Here is a 16,121-nt window from a genome sequence, read left to right on the forward strand (position 1 = left end):
GACGGACGGAAAGTCCTTGCAGAAAGTTTCTGCAAGAAACGGCGATCGTTACGCCCACGTGTCCTGGACGTTGCCGCACGGTAGTTGACAGCCGCGCCGATTGCCCCGGTACGCCCGATTCACCCATCCAGGGGCCGGCCGACGGAACCACCGTGCGTGGCCGAAAGCGGTCTGCAGCAGACTGGACGCATGCGAATCAGAGCCGTCACCAGGGACGAACTTCCACTGCTCGCCGAGCTGGAGCGGGCCGCCGGCGCACCCTTCGCCGCGATCGGCATGCCGGAGATCGCCGAGGACGAACCCCCGGCCCCGGAGGAGCTGGCGCACTACCTGGAGCGGGGCGTCGCCCTGCTCGCCGAGGCCCCCGACGGGAGCGTCGCCGCCTACCTGCTGGCCGAGCCGGTGGACGGCGCGCTGCACATCGAGCAGGTCTCCGTGCACCCCGACCACGCCCGCCGGGGCATCGGCCGGGCGCTGATCGAGCACCTCGCCGACACCACCGACGCCCCCGCGCTCACCCTCACCACCTTCGCCGACGTCCCCTGGAACGCCCCCTACTACGCCCGCTGCGGCTTCCGCCCGCTGGCCGGGGACGAGCTCACCCCCGGTCTGCGCGAGATCCGCCGCAAGGAGGCCGAGCACGGCCTGGACCGCTGGCCCCGGCTCTGCATGCGCCGGGACCTGGACACGCCCTAGTCGATCCCCAGCCGGAGCACCGTCGTCGAGCGGAACTCCTCCCCCGGACGCAGCTCCGTGCTGGGGAACGCCGGGTGGTGCGGGGAGTCCGGGAAGTGCTGGGTCTCCAGCGCGATCCCGGCGAACGGCCCGTACGGGACGCCGCTCGCGCCGGTGACCGCGCCCTGGAACTTGTTCGCCGTGTAGACCTGGATGCCCGGCTCGGTGGTCAGCACCTCCAGGGTGCGGCCGCTGACCGGGTCCTCCAGCAGCGCGGCCCGCGCCGGGCCGCCGTCCGCGGGCCGGGCCCGCAGCACCCAGTTGTGGTCGTAGCCGCCGGGCCCGGTCAGCTGGGGGTGCTCGTCGTGCACCGACTTGCCGATCGGGGTGGCCACCGTGAAGTCGAACGGCGTGCCGGCCACCGGCTCGGTCCGCCCGCACGGGATCTGCCGCTCGTCGGCCGGGGTGTACGCGTCGGCGTCCAGGGTGAGCAGGTGGCCGAGGACGTCGCCGCTGCCCTCACCCGCGAGGTTGAAGTAGGCGTGGTTGGTCAGGTTGACGACGGTCGGCCTGCTGGTGACGGCGCGGTAGGCGATCACCAGCTCGCCGGAGGCGTCCAGGGTGTAGGTGACGGTGACGTCCAGCGCGCCCGGGAAGCCCTGGTCACCGTCCGGGCTGTGCAGCGCCAGCCGTACCCCGCCGTCGACCGGCTCGGCCGTCCACATCCGGTGCGCGAAGCCGTCCGGGCCGCCGTGGATGGTCATGCCGCCGCCGGTCGGGGCGAGCTGGTGCTCCACGCCGTCGAGGGTGACCGACGAGCCGTCGATCCGGTTGGCGTACCGGCCCACCACCGTGCCGTAGTGCCGGGCCGGGCCGAGGATCTCGGACAACCGGTCGGTGGCGAGCAGCAGTTGGGCGGAGCGGCCGGAGCGGTCCGGTGCGCTCAGGGTGTGCAGGGTCGCGCCGAGGGTGAGCACGCTCGCCTCGTACGGACCGGCCGTGAGCGTCCAGCGCTCGATCGCGGCACCGGCGCCCGAGGGCTCCAGGGGTTCGTGCCGCACGCTGGTGGCCTCGTTCGCCATTGGCCTGCTCCTCACTGGCGGCCGCGTCGCACCGCGGGCGCCCGGTTCCGGGTCCGTCGAGGGGGCGCCGCGGCGGCCCCGTGTTCGTCAGCCTAGCGACGGCGGTGGCAGCGGGGGCGCTTCTGCGGACCTGCGCGCCGCCCGCCGCCCCCGGGCGCTCTCCACGACCGCCGGCCGCCGGGCGGCCGTGGAGGGCGCCGGGCGGCCGTGGAAGGCGCCCGGCGTCCCGTCCTGCGCCCGGCACCTGACACCGCACCCGGCGGCGACCGGTCCTTCAGTCCTCCGGGTCCTCCAGCGGGCCCGCGTCCCGCTGCTGCTGCGGCAGCCCGAGCGCCGAGGCCAGGCCGTCCGGCCCGCTGCCCGCCTTGCGGTAGACCGCCGCCAGCCGGCGGTTGACCAGGCCGATCGGCACCCCGAGCTCGTCGGCGATCCGCTGCGGCGGCACGCCCTGCACGGCCCGCTTGGCGACGTCCCACTCCGCGCTGCTGAGCGTGTCGATGGTCTCCCCGAAGTCGCGCAGTCCCAGCCGGTTGGGCCGCAGGCCGTAGTTGGCCAGCTCTCGCCGGGCCCGGTCGACCAGCCCCTCCGCGGAGCAGTGCTGGGCCAGCTCGATGCCCTGGTACAGGTACTCCTGGGCGTCGTCCAGGCGTCCGACCCGGCGCAGCGCGGCGCCGAGGTCGACCAGCGCGACGGCGTGCTCGTAGCCGGCCGGGGACTGCCCGAGGTGCGCCACGGCGTCCTCCAGCAGTTCGACCGCCGCCTGGCCGTCCTCGATCCGGGCCTGCAGGCGCAGCGCGCTGCCGATCGCCGAGGCGGTGCCGAAGGCGCGGGCGTCCCGGACCGCCCGCTGGGCGTATTCGCGGGCGCGCTCGGGCTCGTCGCTCGCGATCGCGATGCCGAGGTGGCCGGCCCAGGGCGCCCAGACGGTGTTGTGCCAGCCCCGGGCCCCCAGCTGGGCGCCGGCCTCGGTGAGCGCGGCGGCCGCGCCCGCGTACTTCTCCTTGGCGACCAGCAGCTTGCCGTACAGCGAGGCCGCGTCCGGCAGCACCATGGCCGTCGAGTGGTACGGCGGGTGGAAGCCGAACTCGTTGGCCAGGTTCCAGGCCTCGTCGACCCGGCCGCGGGCGATCAGGGTGTCGACCAGCACGCCGATCGCGTCCCAGGCCAGCGGCAGCTTCTCCCCGATCCGCTCGGAGATGCGGTACGCCCGGCGCAGGAAGTCCTCGGCCTCGGCGAGCAGGCCGCGGCGGAACCGGGCCAGGCCCATCAGGAAGTAGGCGAAGCCCCGGTGGGCGCCGCTCCAACCGGCGATCTCGAACTGGATGATGGCGTCCGCGGCCAGCCGTTCGGCCTGGGCGATGCGGTCGTTGTAGATGTACGTCAGGCCGAGCATCGAGGGCAGTTCGAAGCCCCAGGTGGTGTCGGTCCAGCCGAGGCCCTTGGGCAGTCGGCCGCCGTCCAGGACCTCGTCGGCGAGCGCGAGCGCGTCGGCGGAGGGCGCGCCGCGCAGGGTGAGGTCCCAGGCGCGCATGGCGAGCACGGCCCGGTCGGCGGCCTCCCGTCCGCGCAGGCTCCGGCACATCTCGCCGAGCCGGGCGGAGCGGCCGGGGCCGTCCTCCTCGGACTTGCGGAAGGCGTGCCACATGAACGAGGCGGCCTGGAGCCGCTGGCGCCCGGCCGGGTCGGCGGTCTGCCGGGCCTCCTCCTCGCAGACCACGGCCGCCTGGCCCAGCTCGCCGCTGTGGGCGAGGACCTCGGAGAGCCGGAAGGTGGCGTCCACGCGCAGTTCGGGGCGCAGCGGCACCTCGTCGGGGTCGAGGGCCAGCTTGAGCTGGTTGACGGTGGCGACCGGGTCGGTGAGCAGTGCGGAGCAGCCGAGTTCGTACAGCACCTCGGCCTTGACCTCGTCGGCGGGCGGCTCGTTGAGCGCGCGGTGCAGACAGCGCTGGGCGGCTTCGGGGGCGCCGATCAGCTGGTGTTCGACGGCGGCGCGGCGCAGCTTCTTGACGATCCGGTCGTCGCCCTCGCCGGAGTGGGTCTCGACCAGGTGGCGGGAGGCGGCGAGCAGGCCGAGTCCGGCGTTCTCGATCTCGGCCGCGGCGATGCCGTGCATGCCGAGGCGGGTGGCGTCCGGCATGGTGTTGTAGATGGAGCTGGCGATCAGCGGGTGGACGAACTCCAGGTTCCCGTTGGGGGTCTGGGTCAGCACGCGCTGCTTGCGCAGCTGCTTGATGGAGTCGCGGGCGCCCTCGGTGCTCTGGGTGGAGATCCGGGTGGCGAGGTCGACCCGGATGTCGGTGCCCAGCATCGCGCAGGCCCAGGCGAACCGCAGGGTGCTGGCGCCGAGCCGGTCCAGCCAGCTCTTGAGGGTCATCCCGGTGGCGTCGACGGCGAGTTCGCGCAGCTGCCGGGAGTTCTCCTCGACCGGTTCGAGCTCCTGGTCGCGGACCTGGTCGAGCAGGGCGTTGGCCTCGAACGGGTTGCCGTTGACGACGTTCCAGAACTCGTAGCAGAACGCGTCCTCGGCCTTGTCGCCGAGTTCGGCGCGGATCATGTCGGTGACGGAGCTGAGGGTGAGCCGGTTGAGTTCGTGCTTGCGGCCCTTGAGGTCCAGGACGTCCCGGCGGAACTCCTGGGTCTCGGTGGGCCAGTCGTTCTCGTCCTCGCGGAAGGCGAAGACGAGCAGGACGGGAAGTTCACTCGATCGGATGGCGAACTTGGTCAGCCAGGAGAGTGACTCCCCGTCCGCCCAGTGCAGGTCGTCGACGATCATCACCATCGGCGCGCGGCGGGGTGCGAGCTGGGTGAGGACGTAGTCGAGGCCGTCGCGCACGCCCTGCGGGTCGAGGCGGCGGGCGCCGGCCTTGGGCTGCTTGAGGCCCATGGCCGGTCCGACGACCTCCTCCCAGGTGCCCATGACCTGGCTGAACACCTCGGGCTGGAGGTCGCTCAGTACGGGCTGGAGCAGTTGGCGCAGGACGTGGTACGGCTCCTTGAACTGCCGTTCACCGCCTCGGGCGAAGAGCACGGTGGCGCCGTCGCGGAGCTTGGCGAGCCGCCGGACCTCGTGCAGCAGGCTGGTCTTGCCGATGCCGGGGCGGCCGGAGAAGGTGAGCAGGTCGCCGATCTCGGTGCCGCCTGCGGCGAAACCGCGGCAGAGCCGGTCCACGGCGGCCTCCACCGAGCGCAGTTCGGCGTCGCGGTCGCGCAGCCGGACCCGTGGCGCGGTGCCGTCGCCGTCGCGGACGGAACCAGAACCCGCCCGAATTGCGTTCTCCTGCTCGGTCACCGTCGCGCCTCCGCCTCGCCCACTCGCGTCACAGCTCCATCACTGCGTGGAGCCGAGGGTAGCGCCGCTCGGGCCTCCCCGTGGGGCATTCGTGCAGGCTGGGGCGGACGGTGAGGGTTTGGAGGGCCTGCCACGGGCAATTGCCCTATATCCCTAACGTCCGATCATTACATCAGATACCCTACGGCCTTCGAGGCGCAGATGATCTTGCGAAAACCACCGCCCCTGTCCGCGTCTCGCCGCGTCAACTCCCCCCACCGAAAGTGCTCGAACAAAAAGCGCCCCCACCCTCCGCTGCACCGGGAGTCCGATGTCTGACGACACCTCACTTCAGATTCCGTTCCCGCACCGCCGCAGTCCGCACGGACCGCGCGCCACCGCACTGCACAGGGACTGGCTGATCCGCCACCCGCTGCTGCCCGACGCCGACCACCCCGGCTACGCGCACTGGGAGGTGGTGGACCTCGCCGCGCTCGGCTATCCGGACGCCGGCCCGGACGAACTCGCCCTGGCAGCCGACCTGATGGGGTTCTACTTCCTCTTCGACGACCAGTTCGACGGCCCGCTCGGCCGCTGCCCCACCGAAGTCGCCCCGATCTGCGAACGCCTGATCGCCGTCCTGCACGGCGCCCGCCCCGACCAGGGATCCGCGGTCGAGACCGCGTTCGCCGACCTGTGGAACCGCAGCGTGCAGGGCATGCCGGCCCGCTGGCAGGCCCGCGCCGCCTACAACTGGGAGTACTACTTCGCCAGCCACCCGGCCGAGGCGGCCGGGCGGATCTCCACCCGGCCACCGGACCGGGACGGCTACCTGGAACTCCGCCGGGGCACCGCGGCGATGGAGACCATCTTCGACATGGTCGAACGCCTGGGCCAGTTCGAGGTCCCGGCCGCCGTGCTGCACCACCCGGTGCTGCGCCAACTCCGCCAGCTGGCGGCCGACATACCGTCACTCAGCAACGACGTGCGCTCCTACCCGCTGGAGGCACCGCGCGGGGACGTGAACAACCTGGTCATGATCGTCCAGCGGGAGCGGCGCTGCTCGGCCGAGGAGGCCTGCGCGGCGGTCATCGCCGAGGCCCAGCTGATGGTCGACCGCTGCGCCGAGCTGCGCGACCGACTCCCGGACGTGCACCGCGAGTTGGGCCTCTCGCGGATCGAACGGACGATCGCCGAGCGGTACGCGGACGGGCTGCTCACCTGGCTGGCCGGCTACCTCAGCTGGGAAGCCCGCACCGGCCGGTACCACGCGGTCTGACCGGAGCGCGTCCGCCAGTCGCGCGCCCGGGCGCGCGGCGGCGCGCCCCGAGTGTGCCGCCCCGGTCACGCGGCGGCGTGCGGCGGCACGCCGCGGGGGCCGTCCGGCCGACGCACTGCGGCGCGCGGCGGCATTTCCCGGGAGCGGCCCCGGCCGGTGCACGGCGGCGCGCGGCGGCACGCCGCGGGGACGCGGCCGCACCGCGCGCCCCGCAGTGATCCGGCCCCGGCGCACCCGCGGCGATCCGGGCCCTGCGTACCCGCGGTGGCCGAACCGGGACACCCGCGGCAGCACCTCCGGACGTCCAGCGGTGCGCCCCGGAACGGCGGGAAAGGCACCCTCCGTACGGGGACGGCGTACGGACCGTAGCCGCGCCCGGCGCCCGAGGGCTATCGTGCTCGGCGGCGGGCGCCCCCACGGGCGCCGGTCCGATTGCGTGTCCGACCCCTCCCGCCGGACCGCCCCAGGCCGGGCGGTCCGGCGCGCCGCCCGTGGCCCCGGCCGTACCGGGTGGCGCCCGACGCAGCGAGGAGACACCGAGCATGACGGTCTACCAGCCCCCCGGCACCCCCGGCAGCATCGTCGCCTACCGCTCCCGGTACGAGCACTGGATCGGCGGCGGATGGACGCCCCCGGTGCGCGGCGAGTACTTCGGCAACCCGACCCCGGTCACCGGCGAGGTCTTCACCGAGGTCGCCCGCGGCACCGCCGAGGACATCGAGGCCGCCCTGGACGCGGCCCACGCCGCCGCCCCCGCCTGGGGCCGCACCCCGGCGGCCGAGCGGGCGCAGGTCCTGCTGCGGATCGCCGACCGGATCGAGGCCAACCTGGAGCAACTGGCCGTCGCGGAGAGCTGGGAGAACGGCAAGCCGGTGCGCGAGACGCTGGCCGCCGACCTCCCGCTCGCCGTCGACCACCTGCGCTACTTCGCCGGGGCGCTGCGCGCCCAGGAGGGCGGCATCTCCCAGCTGGACGAGGACACCGTGGCGTACCACTTCCACGAGCCGCTGGGCGTGGTCGGCCAGATCATCCCGTGGAACTTCCCGATCCTGATGGCGGTCTGGAAGCTCGCCCCGGCGCTCGCGGCCGGCAACGCGGTGGTGCTCAAGCCCGCCGAGCAGACCCCGGCCTCGGTGCTGCTGCTCGCCGAGCTGACCGCCGACCTGCTGCCGCCCGGCGTGGTCAACATCGTCACCGGCTTCGGCGAGGAGGCCGGCGCCCCGCTCGCCGCCAGCACCCGGGTCCGCAAGGTCTCCTTCACCGGCGAGACCACCACCGGCCGGCTGATCGCCCGCGCGGCGGCCGACAACCTGATCCCGGTCACGCTGGAGCTCGGCGGCAAGAGCCCCAACCTGTTCTTCGGGGACGTCGCCGCCGCCTCGGACGCCTTCTACGACAAGGCCGTCGAGGGCTTCGCGATGTTCGCCCTCAACCAGGGCGAGGTCTGCACCTGCCCCAGCCGCGCGCTGATCGACTCCGCGGTCTACGAGCGGCTGCTCGCCGACGGCCTGGAGCGGGTGCGGGCGATGCGCCAGGGCGACCCGCTGGACACCGACACCCAGGTCGGCGCCCAGGCCAGTGTCGAGCAGCTGAAGAAGATCCTCTCCTACTTCGAGATCGGCCGGGACGAGGGCGCCAAGGTCCTGGTGGGCGGCGAGCGGGCCGACCTCGGCGGCGCGCTCGCCGGCGGGTACTACGTGACGCCGACGGTCTTCGAGGGCGACAACTCGATGCGGGTCTTCCAGGAGGAGATCTTCGGCCCGGTCGTCTCGGTCACCCGCTTCGACGGCTTCGACCAGGCCGTCGCCCTCGCCAACGACACCCAGTACGGGCTCGGCGCGGGCGTCTGGACCCGCGACCTGAACACCGCCCACCGGGCCGGACGCGCCATCCAGGCGGGCCGGGTCTGGACGAACTGCTACCACGCCTACCCGGCCCACGCGGCCTTCGGCGGCTACAAGAACTCCGGCATCGGACGGGAGAACCACAAGTCGCTGCTGGAGCACTACCAGCAGACCAAGAACCTGCTGGTCAGCTACTCCCCCGACGCGGTCGGCTTCTTCTAGGCCCGGCTCCGGACCGGATTCCCGGGGCAGCCGCTCCGAGCCCGGTACCAGCCCCGGCTCCAGGCGCCGGAAGCGGAGCGGGAGGCCCACCAGGACCTCCCGCTCCTCGCCACTCCCCGTGGCGGGCTCCGGGGCGATTCGCCTGTCCCGGGGATCAAAGCACATCAATGCGGCCAATTCCCCGACGCGCCGCCGACATGCCCGGACGGCCCGCGCGAAAGCCGTAGACAGGACTCCCCGACCCTCTCCTCAACAGGGAGTCCCGCGTGACCATCGCCCCCGCGAAACTCAGCGACCCGACCGTCCGCGCCTTCGTCACCGCGATCAACGCGGGCGACCGCGAGGCCTTCTTCGCGCTGCTCACCCCGGACGCGACCATGTCCGACGACGGGTCCGAGCGCGACCTGGCGGACTGGGTCGACCGGGAGATCTTCGGCCCGAACGGCCGGATCGCCGTCCAGACCGAGTCGAACGGCGGCCACGGGCTGGTCGCCGAGTTCACCAACGACACCTGGGGCACGATGCGCACCGCCTGGCGCTTCACCGTCGACGGCGGGAGGATCCACCGCTTCGAGACCGGCCAGGCCTGAGCCGTTCAGGACCGGCCAGGCCTCAGCCGTTCGAACCCGGCCGGGCCCGGGCTACCGGTCCAGCCCCAGGCACCCCCGCACCGCGCGGATCAGGTTCCGCGAACGGACGTCCCCGGTGACGCCCGGCTGCATGCCGTTGGTGACGTAGCCGAAGCCCAGCCCGAGGTCGGGGTCGGCGAAGCCCAGCGAACCGCCCCGGCCCGGGTGGCCGAAGCTCGCCGGGGAGGCCATCGGCGCGGTCGGGCCGTGCCGCCAGAAGCCCAGGCCGAAGGTCGAGTTGACGACCAGCACCCGGTCCGGCCCGATCACCGCCGGCCCGACCGCGCGCGCCAGCACCTCGGGGCCGAGCAGCGGCGGCAGCAGCGCGCCGGAGCCGTCCGGGCGGTCGGCCGCACCGATCAGCGCCGCGTAGAACCGGGCCAGCGACCGGGCGGTGCCGATGCCGCCGGCACCGGGGATCTCGGCGGCCTGCACCGCCGGGTCGTTGAGGTCCACGCCGGGGCGCACCGAGGCGAAGGACCGGGCGGTCAGCGAGGCCGGGTCCTGGTAGGCGTCCCGGACGGCCTGCTTGGGCCGCAGCCGCAGTCCGCTCGGACCGGTCCTGGCGGCCTCCGGGGCCGGCAGGTCGACCAGCTTGCCGACCCTGGAAGCGGCGCCGGCCGGCAACCCGATCCACAGGTCCAGCCCGAGCGGCCGGGCGATCTCCTCGGCGAAGTACTGGCCCGTCGTCCGGTCGCTCACCCGCCGCACCACCTCGCCGACCAACCAGCCGAAGGTGTACGGGTGGTAGCCGTGCGCGGTGCCGGGTTCCCAGGCGGGAGCCTGGGCCGCGACGGCGGCCGCCGCACGCTCCCAGGTGAGCACGTCCTCCAGCCGCAGCGGCACGTCCAGCGCGGGCACCCCGGCCTGGTGCGAGAGCAGCCAGCTCACCGGCACCCGGCCCTTGCCGGCCGCCGCGAACTCCGGCCAGTAGGACGCCGCCGGGGCGTCCAGGTCGAGCAGGCCGCGTTCGGCCAGCAGCAGTGCGGTGGCCGCGGTCAGGCCCTTGGTGACCGAACGCAGCACCTGCGCGGTGTCCGCCGTCCACGGCACCGCGGGCGCAGGCCGGCCGCCGACCTCCGGCCGGGCGTCGCCGCCCCAGAGGTCGACCACCTTGCGGCCGCGCACGTACAGGGCGAAGGCCGCGCCGAGTTCGCCGTAGTCGGTGAAGTTCCGTGCGAAGGCCGCCCGCACCGGCTCGAACCCTTCGGCCGTCTCGCCCCAGATCTCCACCACTGCGCGCCGTCCTCGACCAGTTCCGCTACGTCTCGTGCCACTCGTGTTCGCCGTTGATCTTCTTCGATCGAATCCGTTCGAATCAAGCCTCGAAACCCTAACCTGTCCCCCATGACCAACCCTGCCGAGGAACTGCTGGACATCGTCGACGAGCACGACCGCGTGATCGGGACCGCCCTGCGCGGCGAGGTGTACCGGCGCGGACTCACCCACCGCTGCGTCTTCATCCTGGTCCGCGACCCGTCCGGGCGGATCTTCGTCCACCGCCGCACCGACACCAAGCTGTTCGCCCCCGGCGCGTACGACATGTTCGTCGGCGGCGTGGTCGGCTCCGGCGAGACCTACCCCGAGGCCGCCGTCCGCGAGGCCGAGGAGGAGCTCGGCGTCCACGGCATCGCCCCACGCCCCCTGTTCAAGTTCCTCTTCGAGCAGGACCGGCTCTCCTGGTGGTGCGACCTGTACGAGGCCGAGTGGAACGGCCCGGTCTCCCCCCAGGAGTCCGAGGTCGCCTGGCACGCCTGGCTCACCCCCGCCGAACTCGCCGACCGGCTCACCCGCGACGCCTTCGTCCCCGACGGCGTCGAGGCCTACCGCCGCTACCTGGACTTCCGGTCCGCGTAGGGCCCGTCCCGCGGACCGCTCCCCGGGTCCGCGACCTCGGGCTTCGCGGCCCGCCGTGGCCCCGGCCACGGCGGGCCCCTGGCTCCACCGGCGGGCCCTCGACGAACTAGGGTGGCGCGCATGGCCTCCCGTACGCCGCCTTCGACGGCCGACCCCGCAGCACGGACCTCCGCATCCGCCCGGGCGGCGGGCGAGAAGCCGCGGCGGCGGCTGAGCGTGGACGAGCGGCGGGAGCAACTGATCGCCGTGGCGCTGGAGCTGTTCAGCCGGCGGCCGCCGGAGGAGGTGTCGATCGACGACATCGCCGCCGCCGCGGGTGCCTCCCGGCCGCTGGTGTACCACTACTTCCCCGGCAAGCAGGCGCTGTACGAGGAGTCGCTGCGGCGGGCCGGGCAGGAGCTGTCGGCCCGGTTCGAGGAGCCCCTGGAGGGGCCGCTCTCGGAGCGGCTGCACCGGGTGATGGGCCGCTACCTGGACTTCGTGCAGAGCCACGGGCCGGGCTTCGCCGCACTGCTGCGCGGCGGCTCGGTGTCGGCCAGCGCGGACACCACGGCGGTGATCGACGAGGTGCGCCGGGCCGCCCAGGCTCAGATCCTGACCCACCTGGCGATCCCCGCGCCGAGCATCGGGCTGCGGCTGACCGTCCGGGCCTGGATCGCCAACGCCGAGATCACCTCGCTGGAGTGGCTGGCCGACCGCTCGGTACCGCTGGAGGAGCTCCAGCTGCACCTGGTGCAGGAGTTCGTCGCGGCGCTCACCCTCACCGCCGCCCGTGAGCCGGCCCTCGCGACCGAACTGGCCTCCTTCCTGGCCGACGAGCACCCGGACGGCCCGACCGGACGCCTGGTGCGGGACCTAGCGGGGCTGTTCGCCGTACCGGGGATCGTCGAGGCGGTCACCGCGCTCGCCGCCGGCGGCTCTGACGACGGGGCCGCGCAGGCCGACGGTGCCGCACAGGCCGCCGGGGCCGCCACCGAGTGACCGGCGCGGTCGACGGGGCGGTCACCGGGCGGTCGTCCGAGCGCCGCCGATGTCACCGCCGCGGCGGGCGTCCGAGTGATCATCGGGTGATCCTGCGGTTCGGTGAGGACGGTGGGCTCTGATAGGAATGAGCCGGGATCTGACGGCACGCCGCCGCGGCCGGGCCGGTCCCACCCGAACCACCGACGGCAGACGGAGCAGAGCGGGGGGCTCACCAGGTGACCCAGGACGTCCAGTTCAGCGTGGAGGCCAATCCCTTCGCGGCAGCGGAGCAGGTCTGCGCGACCCTCGGCACCCTCACCGACGCCCTCTTCGACGAGCACACCTCGCGTCACCCGGCGGCCTCGCTGAGCGCCCTGCGGGCGGTCGGACACCCCTCCGCCGAGGCGCTGTTCAGCCTGCCGCTGGCCCCCAACGGACCGGTGCACACCGCGCTCGACCGGCTCGGCACGGTGACCACCGCGGGCACCGCCCGACCGGGCACCGGCGCGCGGCTCACCGACCGGGTGGTCACCGCGCTCCAGACCCGGTACGGCGGCGGCGCGGTGCGCGGTGCCGTCGCCGACCGGGGCACCACCTCGGCCGCGCTGTTCCAGCTCCCGGTGACCGGCGAGTTCGCCGACGCCAAGCTGCGCCCCCCGTTCGCCCCCGCGCTGGCCGCGCTGGCGGCCGGGCAGCAGACCCGGCAGCCGGTCGAACTGCCCACGGGCGCGGGCGCCGAGGTCCGACTGGTCGTACCGCCGGGCTTCCACGCGCTGACCTCCCCCGGCGGTCCGCCCGGCGTCTCCGCCCGTGCGGTGCCCCCGCTGCCCGAGGGCGCGGAGCGGGGCGACGGCGCCGCCCCGGCCACCGTGGCGGCCGCCGAGGAGCTGGCCCGGCACCTGGCCGAGGTCGCCGAGGAACTGTTCAGCGCCACCGGTCCGGAGCCGCGGCGCGACTTCGCGGTGATCTCCGCCACCCTGTCCGACCTGATCCGCGACGCGGGCGTCGTGTACGCCGGGGTCTGCGCCCTGGAACTGGACGACCGCACCTCGGACGCCGCCCTCGTCGTCTCGCTCGCCCGGCACCCGCTGCCGATCACCGCGCTCGCCACCGAACTGGCCACCGTCCGGCGGCACGCCGAGGTGTGGACCGTCCTGCTGCCGGCCGGGCCGGCCGCCGTCCTGGTCGAGGGCCGGACCGTCCCGGTCCCCGGACCGCTGGCCGCCGACGGGCAGCGGCGCTGGGTGGTCACCTCGGCCGTCCAGGCCTTCGTACCGCTGCCGGACGGCGGGACGGTGCTGTGCGTCCAGCTCTCCACGGCGCGGCCGGAGGACTGGGAGCTGTACACGGAGGCGTTCGCGGAACTGCTGAAGAGCATCCAGTTCGGCTGGGACGGCGTGCCGGCTCCGGGCGCTGTCGCAGCCGCAGCCGCCGTTCCGGTCGCCCCGCCGAGCACCGTCCCGGCCCAGGCGCCCGCTCCGGCCCCGACTGCGCCTCCCGCGCCGACGCAGGCTCCGGCCGCCGTCGAGGAGGACCCGCAGGAGGTGCCGGTACACCTGCGCGGCACTCCGGTACGGATACCGCCCGCGGACTTCAACCCCTTCGCGCCGGTCGCCGAGGTCCCCGCCGCCGGTGGGGACGACGCGGCGCCCGATGCCGCGGACGGCCCCAAGGGCACCCCGGTGATGGTCCCGCCGCCGGACTTCAACCCCTTCTCCATGGAAGGCATCCCGGACGTGTCGGGCGACGCGCCGGCGACCGAGCCCGCCTCGGCCGCTCCGGTCGCCGACCCGTTCGGCACCACGGTCACGGCCGAGCAGAAGGCCGACCCGTTCGGCACCACCCTGCCCGCCCAGGGCCCGGCCGTCCCGCCGCCACCTTCGACCCCGCCCACCATCCCGGCCCAGGCCCCGCCCGTCGCGGCGGAAGCTGCGGCGCAGGGTCCGGAGCGGCAGGGGGACGCGGAGGAGCCGACCCCGAGCAAGGGCACCCCGGTGATGGTCCCGCCGCCGGACTTCAACCCCTTCTCCATGGAAGGCATCCCGGACCTGCCGGCGGACGAGCCGGAGGCGGCGGACGAGGCGGAGGCCGAGCCGACGAGCCGCCCGTTCGGCTGAGCCGGAGTCGGGGAGCTGCTGCGCGCCTGGACCGTGGCGAACAGGTGACAGCTGACAGATTTCAGATTTCAGCGAACGAAATCTGAAATCTGTTACCTGTCAGCTGTCAGCTGTCAGCTGTCAGTCGTCCCCTGTCACTTGTTCGCCGAGCCCGCCAGCCCGCCGCCCCCACCGCCCCGCTGCTCGATCAGCAGCCCGATCCCGTCCAGCATCCGCGCCATCCCGAATTCGAACAGCGCCTCCAGTCCCAGGTCGATCTCCGGCCCCCGGTTCAGCGCGTCGAACATCGGGAACCGCTCCGGATCCGCCATCAGCCGCTCGTGGTCCTCGCCCTCCACCCGGTCCATCCACTCCTCCGCGGACAGCCCGCTGTCCTGTTCGGCCTGCGCCTCCCGCTCGAAGTGGACGGCCAGCCCGCACACGAACGCCGCCAGGGCGACGGACGCCTGGGCCATCTCCTCCCAGCTCAGCCCCCGCCCCGCCAGAACGGCGATCGACCGCTCGGTGTGCAGCGCGGCGTCCGGCGCCAGCACCGGCCGGGTGAAGGACATCGTGGAAGCCAGCCACGGGTGCCGCCGGTAGATCCGCCACTGCACGCGCGCGACCGTCTCCAGCCCCTCCCGCCAGTCCGACGCCGGCGGCTCGGGCAGTGGCTGCTCGCCGAACGCCACGTCCATCATGAGGCGCAACAGGTCGTCCTTGCCCGGCACATGACGGTAGAGCGACATCGTCGCGACGCCGAGATCGGTCGCGACCCGGCGCATCGACAGCGCCGCCAGCCCCTCCTGGTCGGCCACCCGGACGGCCGTCGCCACGATCCGCTCCCGGGTGAGGTCGCGCTCGCCGCCCGCCCGGACCCGCCGCACCCCGGTCGACTCCGCCTCCGGCCGCGCCTCCCGCCGCGACGCAGGCTCCGGAGCCTGCTCCGGCATCCGCTCGGCCGTCCGCTGCGACGCCCGCGGCGACACCCGCCGGGATTCCCGGGACCGTCCGGCCGCCGGAGCCGGCTCCCCGGCCACCACCGTGCCCACCCCGGGCACGGCCCGTACCAGCCCCTCGTCCCGGAGCCGGTTCAGCACCTTGGTCGCGGTGGCCATCGCGACGCCCCACTCCCGGGTGATCCGCCGGGTGGACGGCACCCGCGCCCCCGGGGTCAACTCCCCCGCCACGATGCGCCGTCGGAGCTCGGCCGCGATCCGCTCCGAGGGGCTCCCGCTCCCAGCCACCAACCCCACCACCCACCTGCCGCTCAACTGCCCCAGTGACGACGGGCGTTGAGGCGCATCGCACCAGCCACCGGCCGTCGCCGCCCAATTCGACCGCGATCCGGTCGAACCCGGCCCGATCCGCCCGGTCCGCCCGATCCGGATCCGCCCTCAGCCCGCCCGCCGGGCCAGGTGCACCACGTCCGGCACACCCCGGGCCACCGGGACCTCGTGGGTCACCACGTCCGAGAACCCCACCGCCCGCAGCGCCTCCTCGAAGGCCGACGACGGCTGCGCACTCCACACCGCCAGCACTCCGCCCGGCCGCAACCGGCGCCACAGCACCGCGAGCCCGTCCGCGCCGTACAGCCCGTCGTTGGACTCGGTGACGGTCCAGTCCGGCCCGTTGTCGATGTCCAGGCAGAGCGCGTCGTAGCGCTCGCCGTCCGTCGCCGCGAGGTACTCCAGCAGGTCGGTGTGGAGCACCTCGACCCGCTCGTCGTCCAGCGCACCGCCGGAGAAGGCGCCGAGCGGGCCGGTCCGGTGCCAGTCGATGATCGCGGTCTCCCGCTCGACGACGGCGATCCGTCCCCAGCGCGGCTCGGCCGCCGCGTACGCCAGCGAGAAGCCGACCCCCAGGCCCCCGATCAGCACCGACGGCCGCCCGACCCGGCCGTCCTGCGCAGCCCCGCCGGCCGTACGGTCAAGTTCGTCCAGCGCCGCCTGGATCAGCAGCCGCTCCGAGCGCCCGTCGGCGGTGTCCATCAGGAAGCAGCCGTTGGCGATGATCTCGAAGTCCCGACCGCGTTGCCGGAGCACCACCTCGCCGTACGGGCCCTCCCGTCGGTCGAGCGTGACGACGGCCTCCTGGCCGTCGCGTTCGGGCAGTGCGGTGATCATCCGTCCCCCTTGGCGGACTCGGGCGAACCCGGGCGAACTCGGCTGTGGGCCGCCGCCCCCGTACGGGCGGGCGGGCACCC

General features: G+C 74.2%; 12 protein-coding genes. 7 read left to right on the top strand and 5 right to left on the bottom strand.

Annotated elements, in window-relative coordinates; translation table 11 throughout:
• Window positions 1-189: 189 nt before the first annotated feature.
• Entirely contained in the window at window positions 190-696 is a 507-nt protein-coding gene (locus ACIQI7_RS24435; RefSeq protein ID WP_401113289.1) for a GNAT family N-acetyltransferase, read from the top strand.
• Here the strand turns inward: ACIQI7_RS24435 and ACIQI7_RS24440 are convergent.
• Together ACIQI7_RS24440 and ACIQI7_RS24445 are read right to left on the bottom strand one after the other, a co-directional pair.
• The gene (locus ACIQI7_RS24440) at window positions 693-1,757 is read right to left on the bottom strand and encodes an aldose epimerase family protein (RefSeq protein ID WP_401113291.1); all 1,065 of its coding nucleotides are present in this window, start codon (window positions 1,755-1,757) and stop codon (window positions 693-695) included. The genes ACIQI7_RS24435 and ACIQI7_RS24440 overlap by 4 nt on opposite strands.
• A gap of 274 nt (window positions 1,758-2,031) precedes the next feature.
• Window positions 2,032-5,046, bottom strand: a complete 3,015-nt coding sequence (locus tag ACIQI7_RS24445) for an ATP-binding protein (protein WP_401113293.1) — start codon at window positions 5,044-5,046, stop codon at window positions 2,032-2,034.
• A 310-nt stretch (window positions 5,047-5,356) separates the two neighbouring features.
• Between ACIQI7_RS24445 and ACIQI7_RS24450 the strand changes: the two genes are divergently transcribed.
• The 3 genes from ACIQI7_RS24450 (at window position 5,357) to ACIQI7_RS24460 (ending at window position 8,960) form a co-directional block, all read left to right on the top strand.
• Complete coding sequence (locus ACIQI7_RS24450) at window positions 5,357-6,304, top strand: terpene cyclase (RefSeq protein ID WP_387756636.1); 948 nt, start codon at window positions 5,357-5,359, stop codon at window positions 6,302-6,304.
• A gap of 542 nt (window positions 6,305-6,846) precedes the next feature.
• Window positions 6,847-8,370: an aldehyde dehydrogenase family protein gene (locus ACIQI7_RS24455; protein ID WP_401113294.1), complete on the top strand. Its 1,524-nt coding sequence runs from the start codon at window positions 6,847-6,849 to the stop codon at window positions 8,368-8,370.
• 266 nt (window positions 8,371-8,636) lie between these two features.
• Complete coding sequence (locus tag ACIQI7_RS24460; protein ID WP_401113296.1) at window positions 8,637-8,960, top strand: nuclear transport factor 2 family protein; 324 nt, start codon at window positions 8,637-8,639, stop codon at window positions 8,958-8,960.
• Between the two features lie 51 nt (window positions 8,961-9,011).
• On the opposite strand, the gene ACIQI7_RS24465 is transcribed toward ACIQI7_RS24460, so the two are convergent.
• Window positions 9,012-10,235, bottom strand: a complete 1,224-nt coding sequence (locus ACIQI7_RS24465) for a serine hydrolase domain-containing protein (protein ID WP_401113298.1) — start codon at window positions 10,233-10,235, stop codon at window positions 9,012-9,014.
• A 111-nt stretch (window positions 10,236-10,346) separates the two neighbouring features.
• On the opposite strand from ACIQI7_RS24465, the gene ACIQI7_RS24470 reads away from it, so the two are divergent.
• From ACIQI7_RS24470 to ACIQI7_RS24480, 3 genes are all read left to right on the top strand, one after another.
• Window positions 10,347-10,856 (top strand): NUDIX hydrolase, encoded by a 510-nt coding sequence (locus ACIQI7_RS24470; protein ID WP_401113300.1) that lies wholly within the window; start codon window positions 10,347-10,349, stop codon window positions 10,854-10,856.
• A gap of 120 nt (window positions 10,857-10,976) precedes the next feature.
• Window positions 10,977-11,837 (top strand): TetR/AcrR family transcriptional regulator, encoded by an 861-nt coding sequence (locus tag ACIQI7_RS24475; protein ID WP_401113301.1) that lies wholly within the window; start codon window positions 10,977-10,979, stop codon window positions 11,835-11,837.
• Between the two features lie 218 nt (window positions 11,838-12,055).
• Window positions 12,056-13,936 (top strand): hypothetical protein, encoded by a 1,881-nt coding sequence (locus ACIQI7_RS24480; protein ID WP_401113303.1) that lies wholly within the window; start codon window positions 12,056-12,058, stop codon window positions 13,934-13,936.
• 134 nt (window positions 13,937-14,070) lie between these two features.
• Here ACIQI7_RS24480 and ACIQI7_RS24485 read toward each other — a convergent pair whose 3' ends face one another.
• A complete protein-coding gene (locus tag ACIQI7_RS24485; RefSeq protein WP_401113305.1) occupies window positions 14,071-15,162 on the bottom strand; it encodes a TetR/AcrR family transcriptional regulator C-terminal domain-containing protein in 1,092 nt (363 codons plus the stop codon).
• Between the two features lie 150 nt (window positions 15,163-15,312).
• On the bottom strand, window positions 15,313-16,041 hold the full coding sequence (locus ACIQI7_RS24490; RefSeq protein ID WP_401113307.1) for a spermidine synthase: 729 nt from the start codon (window positions 16,039-16,041) through the stop codon (window positions 15,313-15,315).
• Window positions 16,042-16,121 lie beyond the last annotated feature (80 nt).

Origin of the sequence: Kitasatospora sp. NPDC092039 (assembly GCF_044756065.1) — a bacterium.
Lineage (GTDB): Bacteria > Actinomycetota > Actinomycetes > Streptomycetales > Streptomycetaceae > Kitasatospora.

Coding starts and splice junctions, on each gene's coding strand:
- ACIQI7_RS24435 (WP_401113289.1), top strand. CDS start 190: ATGCGAATCAGAGCCGTCACCAGGGACGAACTTCCACTGCTCGCCGAG.
- ACIQI7_RS24440 (WP_401113291.1), bottom strand. CDS start 1,757: ATGGCGAACGAGGCCACCAGCGTGCGGCACGAACCCCTGGAGCCCTCG.
- ACIQI7_RS24450 (WP_387756636.1), top strand. CDS start 5,357: ATGTCTGACGACACCTCACTTCAGATTCCGTTCCCGCACCGCCGCAGT.
- ACIQI7_RS24455 (WP_401113294.1), top strand. CDS start 6,847: ATGACGGTCTACCAGCCCCCCGGCACCCCCGGCAGCATCGTCGCCTAC.
- ACIQI7_RS24470 (WP_401113300.1), top strand. CDS start 10,347: ATGACCAACCCTGCCGAGGAACTGCTGGACATCGTCGACGAGCACGAC.
- ACIQI7_RS24475 (WP_401113301.1), top strand. CDS start 10,977: ATGGCCTCCCGTACGCCGCCTTCGACGGCCGACCCCGCAGCACGGACC.
- ACIQI7_RS24490 (WP_401113307.1), bottom strand. CDS start 16,041: ATGATCACCGCACTGCCCGAACGCGACGGCCAGGAGGCCGTCGTCACG.